Here is a 15,636-nt window from a genome sequence, read left to right as displayed (position 1 = left end):
ACGCCGGCTCATCGCTTGCCCACCGGAGTAGGGAGCGCGGTCGACATGAACGCAGCCGCCTGTTGGAAGTACATCGCAGCGAGGGTGACCCGGGCCGGCTGCGCTGCTTGCAGGATCGAGGCCGATGCGCGGGTGAGGCCGTCGATGTCGGCGGCCGAGATGGTCACGAACCCGCGGAACTCCATGTCGGTGAACCCGTCGACGATGTCGTCTTCGCGCTCGCTGAGATCCTCGTATTCGCGATCCTGCTCACGGGTGGTGATCATCCCGCGTCGCTGACGCAAGCCTCGTGCGACCTCGAGGTCGACCTTCGCTCGCCCCACCTGACTCAGGGCCTTGTGGGCCGGTACCGGCCGCACGCTGAGGGTGAGTACCCGCGTCGCTTCGCCTGAGTAGAGCAACTTGTCCAGGAACCCCACGCTGATTTCGGAGCGAGGCCACTCAGCGATCCAGTACGTGCGGTGGAGCGAACCATCGATCTGCACGTGATCCCAGCGCTCCTCGATGCCCATGACCGGAGCAAGTCCGTTCGGGCCGTCATTCCGCGACTCTGCTGCGAAGCTCGTCGGGTTCATGGCGAGTGCGAGCATCTCGTCGATCGCTTCGATGTCGAGCCAGTTTCGGAGCTCGACACCGATGGCTTCGAGCGAGTCACGCATCTGCTCGACAAGGTCGGTAACGATGGCAGCGATGCCGACGAGGCCGCCCCCAGAGTGCTTGATCGCCGATCGGAGCGAGCGCAGATCGCAGGAGACGGTCACCGTGTTGGTGAACTGCATCGATCGATCGGCACCCGCGGTGATCAGTGTGTCGTACTCCGCTCGGACCGCTGGGCTGACGGTCGACGGATCGGTTCGATCGCGTTCCGCTGCGTAGCGCGCGAGCTCGTCGGCGGGTTTGGCATCGACGCGGATACGCGCCGTCGCATCGACCAGCCCAGGGACCGCCTCGAGCCCGCTCATCCATCCGACGAAGCCGTCGTATGCCGCTTGCTGGACGCCTTCATCGAGCAGCGGCCACGCGGAACTCAGAACGTCGACCGAGAACGAGACGAGCGATCGTTTCGGGTCCAGGAGGAATCCGCCCCGACCTGGGACCTGGACGAAGCGCAGCGATCCGTGCGCGCCGGGGAGGCGATAGCGATAGACCTCGCGTGGGCCTCCAGTCCCGCGCCGCTTCGTTCCGATCTTCATAGGTTCGTCCTTTCGTGAGTCCCACACGTCGCGCCTGAAGCTCGTCTGGAGGCGATGCCGTCGGGCGGCGTACGTGAGCACGCGCCAGATGAGCGCAAGACCGGACTCCCGATGCCAAGTCCAGCTCCCTACGGCGATCGAGAGCGCCGCCGGCCAGATCCCGATGCGCCAGTAGCCGCCCCAATCGACCAGGAGCCACATGACGGAGGCCGCAGCCGTGGCACAGATGACGGTGAGCTGGGGCCAGCTCAGACCGAGGAACGCGCCGCGTCGCTCGCGCTGTGCAAAACGGACGCGGGGGAGGATCGGCGAGTTGGTCATTTCGCGAGAATCCGTCCGAGGACGCGCATGGCGTTCTGGGCCTTGCCTGAGACATGCGGCCGGGGCTGCAGGGAGTTACGGACCTCGTCCCCGGCGAACGACACCAGGCGGACCGCCCACAGGGGAGCGAAGGCTGCCGCGAAGACCACCCCAGCGGCGACGATCACGACGCCGAGGTCGGTGGAATTCGTGACCAGCTGTATCGAGAGGACCAGGATCGCCGCCGCCAACGGTTCGGCGATGACGAGCCCGATCGTCAGATTCGCCCACCTCGTCGCCCAGACAGCGAATTTCGGCTGCCCGATCATCATGAGGCCGATCGGTGCCGTCGCGGCGAGGGCTACGAGTGAGAAGGAGCGGATGGACATCGAGACGTAGAGGAAGAGCGCGGCCAGCGCCATGATGGCGAGGATGAGCAGGACCACGGTGTACTGGCCGATGACCGCGTTCGGGGCGAGCTTGGCGGTGGTCATCGCCTGGGCGATCGCGCCATCGTCGGCCGGGACGGAGACATCAGCGACCACGCGGTATCCGAACATGCGGAGCAGCGCGTTGCCGAGGCTCTGGTCCTGGACGGTTGCGACGAGTGCATCGGTCGTCTCACCGCCGTAGGTCACGAACTGCCTCATCACGTACACAGCGGCGACGCTGGACGGCACTGCGACAACGAGGCCGACTGCGACCTGCGCGATCCGCCGGCCGTCTCGCATGATCGCCGCCGGCGCGAGCTGGAAGCAGGCGACGATGGAGATGACGAGTCCCATCGTCGCGACCCAGAACCAGAACTGTCCGTCGGCGATGGTCCAGCTGGACTCGCCGGGACGGCTACCGATGAAGGCGTTTGCGAGCATGTCGGTCATGAAGTCGCCGAGGCCGATGATGCCGCCGCCGATGAAGCGGGCAGCCGACTCCTGAGCCATGCATGGGATGTCGGCTGGCCCGCAGCCGAACTGGGGCACGCCGAAGTCGTCAGTCCGGAAGCCGCTCATACGATCTGCAGCCCGATGCCGAAGTTGATGAGTGCGGTGGTGCCAGCCGCGATTGCGGCAGCGGCGACCGAGCAGAGAACCCCCGCGATCCCGACGGACTTCAGTGCGCCGTTCTTGATGAGCCAACCGAGCGCGATGCAGGCGGCAGCTAGGAGCACCCCGATGCCGCAGAGGATGAGGACGACGAAGAGGATGTTGCCCGCAAGGTCCTGGATGGCTTTCGATCCAGGACCAGCCTTCGGCGTGATGTCGGGGATCGTCTTCAGGAGAAACCCGCCGAGGTTCGTGGCCCATACGGACGTGATGATGGATCCGCCCACGGTCTTCACTCCGCGTGGACCGGGACGGAGAGAGTCAGCGGGTCACGCTGCGAGGGAACATCGACGACAAGATCCAGCGCAGATACACCGAACGGCACGTAGTACGCGAGCGCGAAGCTCGTGCTCAGGTGGTTCGGCAGAGACCAGTCACGACCGCGCCCCTGCGCGCCGGCCGGTCCCCACGGGACGCCTGCGCTTGCGACGAAGTCCGGTCCTTCGTTAGTGTCCAGTTCGGCCAGGTCGCCGAGCCCGGCCCAGCTCGTCTCCCGAACGGTGAGGCCGCTGAGGTCGAGTTCACCGAAGGGGACGAACCCGTCGAGCGAGACCTGGATGACCATCACGAAGCTGCCGGTCGGAAAGCGGTCCGTTCCGCCGGGCTGGCGGAGGAGGCCCGAGTCCTGGGCCGTCACGTAGCTGCCGAGCTCGTAGACGGCGACGCCGAGGTCAGAGGTGGCCGCGCGAGCGACTGGCTCTCGATCCGGGGCGGCGGGGGAGCGGTCTGTTTGGCCTGTGGATGAGGCTTTGTCCTGGGGTGCAGTGTCGGCGTCGACACACCCGGTCAGAGTGATGGCCCCGACGGCCAGCAGTCCTACAAGCAGCGGTCGCCGCATCGATCCTCCCGAGAGTTCGCGAGGACGTGTGCGTCCTCGATCGCTCTTGGCGTGATGCGGGCAGACCTGCGGACTTAGTTCCGGCGGCGGTAGGGAGTGAGGTCGAAGGATGTACCGGATGCGACCTGGACAGTGCGCTGCCGCCGAGCGACGTGTCTGATGTAGAGCGTCGCGTTCGCGGCAGCAGCAGCCCAAATGACGGCGAGAACCAACGCACGTGTCGCGGGATCCTGATGTGCGTCGTGCAGCAGAACCGTGGTTCCGAACAACGAGACGACGATCTGGCTGATGACCCAGCCGCCCCAACGGCTGAGGATCACCACTACGAGCACGATCGCCAGAAGCGGGAGTGGGAGCAGGAACATCCAGCCGCACAGCTTCATCGGTTCGCCCAGGTCATGCAGTCGACGCTAGGCGGGGGAGAGGGGCCACTTCGGGCGAGGACTGGCGTCTGTGGATAACTTCCCGACTACTTGGACGCTGGTCGAGTCCGGCCCAGGCCCAGTTCGACGCCGAGATCCCGGTAGCGCTCGGAAACGACCTGCTTGAGGACGACGTACTCGTATCGGTGTCGCTTCCCGTCAGGCTCTTGGATCGGGTGGGCCTCGATAACTCCCAGTTCACGCAGTGTTTCCAGGTGATCCTGCACCGTGACCCGGTTCACCTCGACGAGCTCGGCGATGCGTCCGCGCGTGAGCGGGCCCTCCGCTAGCAGTCTCGAGAGGATCGCGAAGTTCACCGGTTCGCCGAGGGTCGCGAGCGCACTCATCGCATCGTCGGAGAGCTTGGGGCGAGCGACGCGGGGCATGAGGTCATTGTGCACGGTTCCTCGAACGGGCATGATTTGCGAACGGTTAAACCATTCGTGAATGAATCGAGGGCGTATGACGGCAGAGGCGAAGGTCACAGGCACAGTCGACGGGGAACTGTTCTGTTCGACCGTCGGGGAGGTGACGACAGTTTCGTTCGTCCTCGCGGATCATCAGCGAGCCCTGCAGCCGAACGGGCTCATCATCGACACTCGAGTGGCCTGGTGTCAGGTTCTCTGCCGCACCCAGGAACTGATCGAGTCTGTCGCGGCGCTCAAGCCGGGAGACTGGGTGACAGTTCGTGGCGCACTTAGTGTCCTCCGCCCAGCGCTTGCCGGGAGTCAGTGCGACCTGGTGTTGGTATCGCTTGTTGCGGAGGATGTCGAGATTTGCTTGCCGTCATAGGCGGAAGTGACGGTGACCGCGCGCATGCTCAGCGTCGCCGGAAGGGCCTTCACAGCAACCGAAGACTCCAACAACACTCTCCAGCGGCGAGCTCTCCTCCGTGGTCGGGGTGCGTGACGCGAGGCGACAATTGGTGCGAACGTCACTTCTCCCTTAACTGCTCGGGAGCTACCTCGCGCTCGATGCTAATAGGCTCGCCCGTCCTGGCGTGGTCGACGTAGTAGGACTCGTCGCAGCCGGGGGAATCTCGCCGCTGGCGGCGCTACGGACAAGCGATGCCTCAGGAACTTCAGGAAGGACTCGGCATCGCTCAAGAGGGTCCGGCATGGGATTGCTGTTTAGCCAAGGTCCGCCGTGCTTTGCGGCGATTGACCCGTATTCGTCAGCGGTGCAGCTGTCAGAGCGCTCTGCATTTGTTCGTGAAGTTCAACAAGCGCTTCTTTCGCCCCTTCGGATAGCCGGAGTTTGTCCTGGTCTCCGATGAGAATCGACGCCACCGTAGTTTTTCCAGGGGCCTTGATGCCCGCAGCCTTGCACCAGTCCGCGATGGCCTTGCTGATTGGCTGCTCCTGATCGAGATCATCGAGGGCGACAGACCCGAGGTTGGCGTTCGAGGAGATGAGGGCGTTGATCACCTCGAGGTAGCGATCTGGGTGGACGTAGTCTTCGGTGGCCCATCCTGCTCGCAGTTCGAAGATTCTGCCCCCTGGGATGCCGATCTCCTTCAACCAATTGGCATGTTTCGCGCCTCCCGTGTCGCCGTCAACGAGGTAGACGACCCGTGCGGCTGTCTCTTCGAGCTCCAAACCAGAGCCGCGGTAGTTTGCCAAGCCGGGCGCTACTTGATAGGAGAGGTCGCTCGCGCCAGTAGCCAGCCGGATGAGGCTGGGGAGCAGGATCATGTCGGCAGGACCCTCTGCGAGGACGGCCCGTCGAAAGGCGGAGAAGGCCGCAGCACCGGCTCCCATCGCGAAGAGAAGAGGCGTGAAACCTGGGCGTTCATTAGTCCAGAAGTCATTTCGCAGCTCGCTCGCGTCCCGACGTCCTTTGCGGGGCGAAACGAGCCGCACCCCAGTGCCCAGATCCCGAGGGAGACACCCAGGTGAGTGTGTCGTGTAGAAGACCTGGGTCGCGTCCACGTCTGCGGCGAGCACCTCCAGTAGGTCAGCTTGGGCGTCATAGTGGAGGTGGGTTTCTGCCTCATCGATGAGAAGGATCGGAGGGACTTCGAAGCTATGCCAAGCCAGAAACGCGACCAGAGCGACAAACATTCTCAGTCCGTCGCTCCGCTCGTTGATGGGCGTGTTCGCGCCGCCCTCACCGGCCTCAACTATCAGGATTCGCAGCAAAGACCCATCGACCTTGAACTGCACATCGATGGACTCTTGCCGCCACTTCGGGCCGAGCGCAGCCTGCAGACGTTCGTTTGCGCGACGCTCGGTGGTGAACGCGGCACCACTATCCGCCTCCGTGATCTGCTCCCACAACCGGTTCAGATCGAGCTCTGCTACACCCAACAAATTGGCCAGGGCCTGCGGAGGGTCATCACGGACAGTCGGATCCGCGATGTCATATGAATCTTGCAGCGTTCGGTCATCTTCCGTGAACAGTGCGAAGTCGGGTGCGCGCTCCCAGAGGATGCGTCTCGCGACCTGCGAAGGGTGTTCGGCCTGGAGGATGTCTCTCATTCTGACGAGTAGTTCGGCTAGGCGGAGGTCATCTGGATCGGTTTCTGATTCGCCAGGTTGTGGCTCGTCGTTGGTGGCTTCGTCGGCCACCGGCTCACGCAGCCACTCGACAAGAGCATCAAAGAGTTCGTCGTTCTCTTCCTTCCAAGCCTCGTCGGGCTCCTCGGCGAGTGAGGCAGCCAGAGCAACGCCTGCGGTGATCACCGGAGAGAGGTCAGTCTGCGACAGGTCTGGCCGTCGTTGAAGTTCACCGCGGACCGCGTCAAAGGGGCCACGTTCGCGAATCAAGTCCGGTTTGGTTCCAGTGCGAAGCACGCCGTCTGCGTAGCGGGCCACGACGAAGCGAAGCGCGCGATCCTCGAACGCGAGGTGTCCGATTGCCTCGCGATCCTCGTCGGTGAGAGCGAAGGTTGCACGAACAATGGCATCGGTTGCGGCGGTGGCGCTCAACGAGCGGTTCCGGAGCCGGCTCGGCAACGGCTCCTCGGCGTTCGTCAACCAATCGAGTCCCTCGAGCACGCTGCTCTTTCCAGCTTCATTTGGTCCGAGGAAAGCAATCAGTTTGCCGTCGGTGTTGCACGACGTGTCAGCTAGCCGCTTGAAGCCGTGGAATTCAATTTTGATACAGCGCATAGCGGCGGTCCCTCCCCGGTGACACCAGAATCGTACCCAGAATGTAGATAAATCGACCACCGCACACTGATCCAGCCCGTCTTCGGCTACCAAAGCGGCACCGGCCGCTGGGGAAGGCGGATTCTGGTTGCTCCACGTCAGTATGCCGCCGCGCGAGCGAGGCGCCGGTGCGTCCAGGAAACCCTCGTTCGGTCTGCGCCGATCCGCGCACTCGCCGAGGCAGGTCCCGCTCCAGGGGCGGGATGTAGTGCGTGGTGTAGGCGACCATGATGATGCACGCGTCAGCGAATACGAGGTCGTGCAGACATCGGCACGCTGCAGGCACGATGGAAACTAGCGACTCGTTGTCGCCCCGCGATGCCCAGTTGGGCCCGCATGGTGTCCTGCCTGGTGGTTCCTGGAGACGGCGCTTTAGCATCACTCGACAGCAGGTCTTCAAGGAGGCCGCGCCCGTAGCCGTGCGCTCCTCATCAGGCGCACGCAGCTGGGCCACCGCGCTGGGGATGCCTACCAGCGGGTTGCAACAGGGTACCCAGTGGACTCACGCATTGCTCATTGCGGACTTCGAGTGGTCGGCGACTGCGCCGCGAACCACCCGCTGTCCGGTGTGTCTGCAGGCGGAACCCGGTCGCCTGCGTTCTAGGTGCCGTGTGCATAGCATCCGGGAAGGCGCCTGGGCCCGCACCGCCGTCGTGGCGTTGATACAGTATCGCGGGGAAGGCTCTGGGCTGCAACTCCTTTCAGCGGCCAGAGATCATCTGGATGTCGACTACGTGGGCCCGCAGGGTGGAGCGTGTCGCTAGCATCCCCATATGGCAACTTTTGCTCAACGGATGGGTTTCAAAGAGACCCGCTCTCTCATGCAGCTCGAAGACCTTGATACTGAGACTAGAACTGAGCTGTGGAATCTCATGGTTCTTCTCCGCGAGGAGCTCAACCGGGGCATCGTTGATCCTCAGCAGGAGAAGGTGCTGAGCGCCGTATGGGAGGGGCACCTCAAGCGTGCCCGGGATGAACGACCTGGTGCTACAACAATCTGGGGTTACCTCAAGCAGATAATCCTTAAAGGCGAATGGTATGACGTTCTCGACCTCATTGAAGCGGTTGTGAAGTATTTGGAGCGCTATCCAAGCGGTTACTCGCGGGACCGAGCAAGTATGATTGTCCGTGCGTTCAACAACCGATTTGAGCACTATCTGGTTGGCTACCGGTTCATTGGACTTGAGCTGACGCCCGTAGGTTCAACTTTGGAGGCAAGCGCAGTCTCTACCGCGTTCGACAGCGCAGCCGATTTGGCTGGAGTGCGGCACCACCTGGACCGGGCTACTGAATTGCTCTCGGATCGGCAGGCACCTGATTATCCCAACTCGATAAAGGAGTCGATCTCTGCGGTCGAGGCGGTAGTGAAGATAGTCACGGCTGAGGGCACATTGGGGAAAGGTCTCAGCAAGCTGGAAGCTTCGGGCTTAGTGCTCCACGGCGCGTTGAAGGCTTCCTGGAGTCAGATGTACGGATGGGTCTCTGACGACGACGGAATCCGTCATGGCGGGATCGATCCTGCGAAGGCTGATCAGGGCCTTGCGCGCTACGTACTGGTTACGTGTGCGGCCTTCGTTTCGTATCTGATCGAGGAAGGGCGAAAGCTGGACTTGATCTGATGTTGAGCCACTATGCGGGACGCCATTCCTTCTGGACTCATCCGTTGCCTGGGTTAATGGCATAGCGAACGCCACGTCAATATGGACGTGGTTGCATGAGTCTTCGAACTGATCAAAGTGGATGAACGAACTATCCTCTCTGCAATTGGACTGTCCGGTTCGCGATCCGGGCATTACGAGAGTATCCAGTATTGCGAGCATCCGAAGCGAAAGCTCGTCACCGCCGGTCACTGGACTGCCGTTCAGGGCGTAGATGTCTACCGCCATCCCTCCACCGTCGCGATAGTGAGACGAGTTCTCGCCAGCACCCTCAAGGGAGCTGGTGCAGCGGCGGTTGAGGTCCGACACAGCGACCTGCTCGAAGGTGTTCAGCGCGATGAGCAGAATCTGCATGATGCGGGAATCGACCCCGCAGTCTGCGTGCGCCGTGCCGTTCGCGACGTCGCGCAGCTGCTGGAGATAGTCGCTACCGACGAGCCGTCCCTCGTCCATCGCTGCGACGAGACGAAGCGCGAGCTCACGGTTGTCGCCGTCGACGGGCAGGTAGTTGCAAGACTTCCCGACGGTGAGGTCCTCCGGGGGGAGTCCGGGCTCAACATTCGTGAGCGCGTTGCGCGCGGCGGTCTCGGCTGCTGAGACGGTGGGCCCCTCGACATGAATGCCGATGGTGGACAGCCACCATCCGGCCGGCTCGTCGATCCAGGATGGCTCTGCCATGATTCCGGGACGATTCGGTCCAGCGCCTCCGAGAATCAACTTGGTTGCAGCCGCAGGATCCTGCAGCTCTTCCGCAGAACCCCACCCGCCCCGAATCGTCCGGCGATACACACCGAGCGGCGTGTCATCGGTAATCGTGGCGGGGTCGGCGCGCGTCATGTTCGACGCCGCGTAGGCGGCTGTCAGCGCAGCGAGCTTCGCCTTCGGTTCGGGGTTCATCGCCGCGACTGCACCGACGATCTCGCGGACCAGTATCTCCTCGGCGACTGGGAGCGGCGCGGTCGGTTGGCTGGCAGGCGCGCTGCCGGGCGCCATGCAGTACGCCTGCCGCAATGCGTTGCCGGCGGGAACGAACATCGAAATCGCGAGGGCGGGCAGAGCAGCGGCCGCAATCACGATCCCGAGCAGCGCGATGAGCACGACAGCCAGGATCTTTCGCGGTCCGATCGCAACCACCACCTTGACGGCCAGCAGCGGAGCAGCCATCAGATGGTCTCCCCGTCGAGGATGCGAGAGGCGAGAACAAGGAGTTTCCTGACATGCGCGATCCTGCTGTGAACGCGGTGTTTGCTCAGTCCGGTGATAGAAGCTACGCCGGCGGCATCTCGCAGCATCGCAGGTTCGAAGACGGCGATCGAGCGTAGGCCGTCCGCCTCGGGGATGCACTCGACCGCGGTCTGTCTTGTGTTTGGGTAGCCCCGGTCGGCCAAACGGAGCGCCGCCCGAGTTGTCCACGCCGCCGCGGTGATGTTCTCGCGCGCCGTTCGAATCGCTCTAGGCGAAACGTTGAGCCGCTCCACGACATCGTCGCGTGCCTCATCGGTCAGCATCAACTCCAGTCCGATCAACCAGTCCCGCTCAGACACCGTCTCGCGGACCCAGGTGATACAACGCCTCATCTCGAAACGGTGGACGAGCAAGTCCAGGGGATCGCTACCGGCCGCTGGGCGGTCGGTGTCGATGTCGATGGTGAACCGCCCGCAGCGAACGGCGGACTCGCGTCGGATCGCGAGAACGACCTTGGCCGCGATGCCCTGTGCGTACCGCCCGAATGACCCGCGAGTCGGCTCGAAGCTCTCGGCGCGACGCCATGCGATGACGCGGATCTCTTGCATAGCGGTATCGATCTCGCCGGGTAGGCCATGCTGGTTGAGGACCCGAACGACGTACCCGCGTGTCGACTCGACGGCTGCGAGAAAGACGTCCAGACCGATGCGATCGATCGCGTCCGACGACTGGAGCAGTAGCTCCCGATCGACGACATCGCAGTTCTCCGACGGCATCGATTCAACATCATGCTGAGTCACGATCACGGTCCTCCCGCCATCCCGGGCGTTCCTCGCCACAGGTGCTGCACATCTCTCGGAACGTGCCGATGAAACGATGCCCGCGAGCGCCGCACTCGGCGGCCGTTGGTGGGCGACTGCCGAGGCGGCGAGGGCCAGGCGAGGTTTCCATCTCGACCGACACTTCGTCCTCAGAGGATCGCTCGAGCCACCGCATCGGTTCACGCTCGATCGAACGGCCGACGTACGCGACAGGGTCACCGATCGGTCGGGCAGCTGCGTGGATGACATCGACACTGGCAGCGAGGAGGTCCAGTCGTGCCGGTTCGATCGAAGGCGCATTCCGAGCAAGCCACGATCGCAACCGCGCGAGGCTGAGCCCTGGGTGCAACGCTTGGAGGGCGAGCTCCAGACTCGAGACCGAAGAAGAATGGTCTTCTAGAGATTGGTCTTCATTAAGCGGCGGGGCAGCCGTCGTTGGTTGAGCCTCGGAGGAAGACCCGACGTGGTTCGCGGCAGGTACAGCGGGCGACGGTTGCCGCATCGGCATGCTCGTCGGTGTCGCCTCGGCGACAACTGCACCGGCACTCTGAACCCTTGGCGGATGATCCGCCGAGGCCAGAGGCACACGCTCTACCGCCGCGTCCGGCTGTGGGGGGTCCATCAGGATCAGCAGGACCCTTCGGTGCCCCGCGATCGAGTTGCCGTGAGCGTCGACCGTGCCGGCCGGGTGCCGATGCTCCTCGACCCGCAGGTACCCTGCGGCTTCCAGCTTCTTCCGTGCCGCGCGGAATGCATCCTTGCCGAGCCCGAGGTCAGATTGGGCGCGTGACTGGGTGATCCTGTAGGTGCGCTGATGGGTGACGAGGTAGAGCAGGAGCGAGAACGGGTTGCCGACGATTCTCTGGTCTCGGGCCCACCAGTTCCGGTACTGACCGTACTCGCGCTCGAACGCGAACTGCGGACGGATGAACTCAGCTTCGGTGAGCGGGAAGCTGTTGGCAGGCGGGGACTGCTGCTCGGCGCTCACTCGCTTGCACCTTCCGTCTCGTCGGAGTGTTTCGCAGCGCAGGGGGTGATTCTCGTCGCCAACCAGGCGTCGAGATCCGCGGGGTAGTAGACGGTCTTCCGTCCATGTTTGAAAGCGGGCGGGCCTTGTCGCTTCGACTGCAGGTTGTACATCGTGCCTCGGGACAGCCCGCAGTAGACGGCGGCGTGGGATGTATCGAGAACCATGCCCGAGCGGCTCTCGGAGTCGACCAGCGTGCGAATGTCAGAAACCACGATCGCCTCCAGCTGAACGCCGATCTGCGGGGAGCATTTCTGACCTCCGGCACCCTAGTGCCGTGGCGATTCGGTCGAGCTCATCCACGGTGAAGTCCAGCTCGCCGGCGAGCTTCAGCTGGAGATGGCCCGGTGGGATGTCAGCGACATTCGCGGTGTCGTCCTGAGAGAGATCGTGAGTCCACAACATGCGTTGGACATGTTCGGCAGTGCGCCGAGTGAGGGTCTTGGTAGCCATTCGGTCACCATAGGAACCGAACGGCAACTCTGTCAAATATTAGATTTGTACCTGTGTATATTTGTTTGCTACGGTCTCCGCATGGCTACTCCCGGTCGATTCAACGCGGCGGTCGCGACTGCGCTTCGCGATGCGAGGACCGCCCGAGGGGTGACGATCGACGATCTCGTTCGAACGTCTGGGATGGTGCGCGCGACCGTGCTGCGGTACCTCAACAATCAGCGGGAGATTCCGATCTCGGCGCTCTACACCCTGGCCGGCGCGCTCGGCGTCGAAGCACATGCGATGGTCGCGGCCGCAGAGACGGCCTGCATGGTCGACGCCGAGGACGAGAATCGAACGCCCCCACCGCCCATCGAAGTTGCTCGGCGTATCCGCCTCCTGGTCACAGCTCAGTCTCGCGGACGTGGTTCTTTGGACGGGTACGCGGAAGTCTCGACTGCGCTGGCTGATCGGGGAGTTGTCATGACACGCGAGACATGGGCTGGCCTCCTCGCAGGCAACGAGACGGAAGCTCCGTCGACGGTTCTCCAGGACCTCGCGGAGGTGCTCGGTGTCGACCCGGTTTATCTCCGCGGAAGTCGCGCAGACAGTCGAGTGGACGCCATCGACGCGCAGCTCGAGTTTGCCCGCGCCGCCCACGATGCGGGCATTGACGCGATCGCCGCTCGCGCGATATCGGACGTCAGTGCTCAAACACTGAGGGCTGTGACCGCTGAACTCGACGCGGCTCGAACGTAGACGGCAACTGCAGCAAAGGACCACGACGGGGAATCGTGAAGCACACACTAGGGGACATGCCGCGTCAGCTGCGGGCAGAGGAGGCCTATCGCAGCGATGCCTGCGCTTCCGTCACTTCGCTCGAAGAAGCTATCCGCCACGTCGAACGTGTTCGAAGTCTCTCCATACGCACCAGGCCGCTGCGGGCGTTAGGCGATACCTCGGTGTGTGGTCTCCTCCTCGTGGAGGGGCAGCGGTGCACGATCTTCCACGCGCCGGCGTCCTCAGCTATTCATCGACTGCAGTGTCTCCTGCACGAGCTGGGGCACCTCCTCCTGAGGCACGACCTGTTGGCGCAGAGCACGCCGACACTGGCTCGGTTTCTCCCGGACGTGCGGCTCGAGGTGGGCGATCGCTTGTTCGGCCGTGCCGATCTGTCGGACGGGGACGAGATCGAAGCCGAACGGTTGGCTGATCTTCTTGCGGCGGGAATTCGTCAGCGACCGCAGCACCCGATCGGTCTCGAGGAGTTCCTCGGATGAGCGCGGCGGTCATCGCCGGTGCGATGTGGTCGTTGTCCATCGTGCTTCTACTCACGGCCCGCCGTAGGCGGAGCCAGCGCATTCTCGTCGCGGCGTGCCTGATCGCCGTGGCTCAGACTCTGAACGTAGACGGCGTCTACTTTGCCGCCGATGCCTTGATGGGGTCGCGGAACTGGATGATGCTGCCGGCCAACCTCCTCCAGGTGTGTGGGGTGGCCGTGCTGTCTACGGCGATCCAGGGATCGGTCGGCGCGGCGTCGTCGGCGAACCGGCGCTGGACATACGCACTGCTCGCGCTGACGGCTTGGGTGATGGTCGGGTCCTTCGCCTGCATCAGCACGACGACGACGACCGGCTCGTTCATGCGCGAGTACGGTGCTCAACCTGCAGCTGCCGTCTTCAACGGTGTCGAGATGGCGTTCATCGGCGCGGTTCTCGGGCATGCGGGCTGGGCGCTGGTTCGGTTCCTCCCCGCAGTCTCGGACCGAATGTTCGCGGTCGGAGTCTGGTTACTGATTCTGGGGTCTGTCTTCGCCGTGGGCTTCAGTGCCGCGGCCCTCGTTATGGACATCGCTCATGTCGTGGGAGACGCGCGGACGATGGATCTCGGACGACGTCTCTACGGGTCGCTGATGACGGCTTCGGTCCTGCTGTTGTGCGGAGGCTTCTCGCTGATGCCGCTCGCGCGTCGATCTGAGGGGTGGCGTCGCAGCAGACGGGTGAACCGGCTGATGGCAGGGATCGAGCATGTCTGGGAGCGTGTCACGCCCTCGGATGTACAGCGCCGACAAGGGTTCGAATACTGGAGCTCGGAGATGAGGCTGCATCGCCAGGTCATCGAAATCGAAGACGCACTCCTCGCGTCCCCAGGGGAACATGTGCTGAGTCGACGGGACTCTTGTCTCATGCGCTCGGCCCAGGCCTGGCTCGCCCGACTGGCGCAGTTGGAAGTCGATCGATGATCGCAGGTATCCGCGTCGTGGCAGCTGGGGCCGCTTCAATTCTCATCGCGCGCAGGGTCAAGTTTCGATTCGATCGGGCCATCGCCGACTTGTTGAGGACGGTCGCAGAGGACTCGCCTCATGCCAGCTGGTAGACCGCCGCTCCCGCTCGAAACCTGGGGCAGGATCTCTCGGAAGCGCCTGAATGGCGTGCCAACTGCGGTCGCCAGTGTTCGGGATTCCGATGGGAAGACTCGGCGTGTGCAACGGTCGGGCAAGACCCTAGCCGACGCGGAACGCCGACTCCTTGAAGTGTTGCGGGATCGTCTGACACCTACGTACGAGGTCATCACGCGAGACTCGCGCCTCGACGAGTTGGCTGACAAGTGGTTGGAGGATCTGGCAAGGGAGCAGAAGGCGATCGCCACTGAGCGGAAGTACCGAACTGCCGTCGACCGTTTTGTTCGGCCGATTGGTCAGGTGCGTCTGGCTGAACTGACAGTGCCTCGGGTGCAGCGACTGGTGAACCGCGTGGCAGACGACAACGGTCCGTCGCAGGCCCGGATTCTGCTGGTCGTCCTGAGCGGCATCGTCTCGCTCGGAGTCAGATACGGTGCCATCCCGACCAATCTTGTCGCGTCGGTCAAGGCGCCGGCTGCGGCCAAAGCGACCGTGCGGGCGCCGACTCCGTTGGAGGTGCAAGAACTCCGAGCAGCACTAGCGAGGCATGACAGACGGGAAGCGCGGAGCGACTCAGTTCGCGACCTCGCTGACGTCGGCGACATGCTCCTCGGAACCGGCGCCCGGATCGGCGAAGTGCTGGCGCTGCGGTGGGCCGACATCGACTTCCCCGAGCGCGCGGTGTCGATCACTGCCACCGTCGTGCGCGGTGACGACGGGCTGATGAGACAAGAGACGCCCAAGTCTGCGAGCTCCAATCGACGGTTGAAGCTTCCGGACTTCACGCTGCACATGCTGGAGCGCCGACATCAGACCGCTGAACACGAGTGGGTCTTTCCCTCATCCGAAGGGACGCCACAGTGGCCCGAGAACATTCGCCGTCGATGGGCGGAGGCTGTCGCGGGGACGGGTGTTGGGTGGACGACGACGAAGTCTTGCCGAAAAGCAGTTGGAACGCTTCTCGGCGCAGCTGGTGGGAAGGACCAGCTGGGACACCATGACGAATCGGTGACGCGAAAGCACTATGTGCAGCAGTCGATTGACAGGCCGGATCAATCCGACACCATTCAACAGCTCGGGCGCTAGGGGCAGACCCTCCTG

At 63.5% G+C, this 15,636-nt stretch carries 15 protein-coding genes and 1 pseudogene; 5 read left to right on the top strand and 11 right to left on the bottom strand.

Annotation, left to right across the window (positions count from 1 at the left end; translation table 11 throughout):
• Positions 1 to 8: 8 nt before the first annotated feature.
• The 7 genes from ITJ62_RS02680 to ITJ62_RS02650 all read right to left on the bottom strand — a co-directional run bounded on the left by ITJ62_RS02680 (position 9) and on the right by ITJ62_RS02650 (position 6,969).
• Positions 9 to 1,514, bottom strand: coding sequence for an SCO6880 family protein (locus tag ITJ62_RS02680; protein ID WP_194599575.1), 1,506 nt, complete (start codon positions 1,512 to 1,514; stop codon positions 9 to 11).
• A complete protein-coding gene (locus ITJ62_RS02675; RefSeq protein ID WP_194599574.1) occupies positions 1,511 to 2,434 on the bottom strand; it encodes a hypothetical protein in 924 nt (307 codons plus the stop codon). Before ITJ62_RS02675 ends, ITJ62_RS02680 begins: the two co-directional genes overlap by 4 nt.
• A 65-nt stretch (positions 2,435 to 2,499) precedes the next feature.
• Positions 2,500 to 2,823: a hypothetical protein gene (locus ITJ62_RS02670; protein WP_194599573.1), complete on the bottom strand. Its 324-nt coding sequence runs from the start codon at positions 2,821 to 2,823 to the stop codon at positions 2,500 to 2,502.
• A 5-nt stretch (positions 2,824 to 2,828) separates the two neighbouring features.
• Positions 2,829 to 3,434, bottom strand: coding sequence for a hypothetical protein (locus ITJ62_RS02665; RefSeq protein ID WP_194599572.1), 606 nt, complete (start codon positions 3,432 to 3,434; stop codon positions 2,829 to 2,831).
• A 74-nt stretch (positions 3,435 to 3,508) separates the two neighbouring features.
• Positions 3,509 to 3,799: a hypothetical protein gene (locus ITJ62_RS02660; protein WP_228497788.1), complete on the bottom strand. Its 291-nt coding sequence runs from the start codon at positions 3,797 to 3,799 to the stop codon at positions 3,509 to 3,511.
• A gap of 104 nt (positions 3,800 to 3,903) precedes the next feature.
• Positions 3,904 to 4,242: a helix-turn-helix transcriptional regulator gene (locus ITJ62_RS02655; protein WP_194599570.1), complete on the bottom strand. Its 339-nt coding sequence runs from the start codon at positions 4,240 to 4,242 to the stop codon at positions 3,904 to 3,906.
• A gap of 744 nt (positions 4,243 to 4,986) precedes the next feature.
• Positions 4,987 to 6,969, bottom strand: coding sequence for an AAA family ATPase (locus tag ITJ62_RS02650; RefSeq protein ID WP_194599569.1), 1,983 nt, complete (start codon positions 6,967 to 6,969; stop codon positions 4,987 to 4,989).
• Between the two features lie 812 nt (positions 6,970 to 7,781).
• On the opposite strand from ITJ62_RS02650, the pseudogene ITJ62_RS18870 reads away from it, so the two are divergent.
• Positions 7,782 to 8,237 (top strand): annotated as a pseudogene (locus ITJ62_RS18870) (AbiJ-NTD4 domain-containing protein); the annotation flags it as partial.
• 198 nt (positions 8,238 to 8,435) lie between these two features.
• On the opposite strand, the gene ITJ62_RS18865 reads toward ITJ62_RS18870, so the two are convergent.
• From ITJ62_RS18865 to ITJ62_RS19255, 4 genes are read right to left on the bottom strand one after another with little or no spacing between them, the layout of a single operon-like run.
• The gene (locus ITJ62_RS18865) at positions 8,436 to 9,830 is read right to left on the bottom strand and encodes a hypothetical protein (protein WP_228497786.1); all 1,395 of its coding nucleotides are present in this window, start codon (positions 9,828 to 9,830) and stop codon (positions 8,436 to 8,438) included.
• Complete coding sequence (locus tag ITJ62_RS02640; RefSeq protein WP_194599567.1) at positions 9,830 to 10,651, bottom strand: sigma-70 family RNA polymerase sigma factor; 822 nt, start codon at positions 10,649 to 10,651, stop codon at positions 9,830 to 9,832. Before ITJ62_RS02640 ends, ITJ62_RS18865 begins: the two co-directional genes overlap by 1 nt.
• Positions 10,638 to 11,660 (bottom strand): hypothetical protein, encoded by a 1,023-nt coding sequence (locus ITJ62_RS02635; RefSeq protein ID WP_194599566.1) that lies wholly within the window; start codon positions 11,658 to 11,660, stop codon positions 10,638 to 10,640. The genes ITJ62_RS02640 and ITJ62_RS02635 overlap by 14 nt, the downstream gene beginning before the upstream one ends.
• Entirely contained in the window at positions 11,657 to 11,866 is a 210-nt protein-coding gene (locus tag ITJ62_RS19255) for a helix-turn-helix transcriptional regulator (protein WP_370581850.1), read from the bottom strand. Before ITJ62_RS19255 ends, ITJ62_RS02635 begins: the two co-directional genes overlap by 4 nt.
• Positions 11,867 to 12,233: 367 nt before the next feature.
• Here ITJ62_RS19255 and ITJ62_RS02625 point away from each other — a divergent pair, with 367 nt between their 5' ends.
• From ITJ62_RS02625 to ITJ62_RS02610, 4 genes are all read left to right on the top strand, one after another.
• A complete protein-coding gene (locus ITJ62_RS02625) occupies positions 12,234 to 12,893 on the top strand; it encodes a helix-turn-helix transcriptional regulator (protein ID WP_194599564.1) in 660 nt (219 codons plus the stop codon).
• Between the two features lie 56 nt (positions 12,894 to 12,949).
• Positions 12,950 to 13,414 (top strand): hypothetical protein, encoded by a 465-nt coding sequence (locus ITJ62_RS02620; protein ID WP_194599563.1) that lies wholly within the window; start codon positions 12,950 to 12,952, stop codon positions 13,412 to 13,414.
• Positions 13,411 to 14,376 (top strand): hypothetical protein, encoded by a 966-nt coding sequence (locus tag ITJ62_RS02615; protein ID WP_194599562.1) that lies wholly within the window; start codon positions 13,411 to 13,413, stop codon positions 14,374 to 14,376. Before ITJ62_RS02620 ends, ITJ62_RS02615 begins: the two co-directional genes overlap by 4 nt.
• A gap of 240 nt (positions 14,377 to 14,616) precedes the next feature.
• Positions 14,617 to 15,621, top strand: a complete 1,005-nt coding sequence (locus ITJ62_RS02610; protein ID WP_194599561.1) for a site-specific integrase — start codon at positions 14,617 to 14,619, stop codon at positions 15,619 to 15,621.
• The last annotated feature ends 15 nt before the right edge of the window (positions 15,622 to 15,636 follow it).

Origin of the sequence: Plantibacter sp. VKM Ac-2876 (assembly GCF_015350715.1) — a bacterium.
Classification (GTDB): Bacteria; Actinomycetota; Actinomycetes; order Actinomycetales; family Microbacteriaceae; genus Plantibacter; species Plantibacter auratus.
This window is presented reverse-complemented; position numbering and strand designations above follow the sequence as displayed.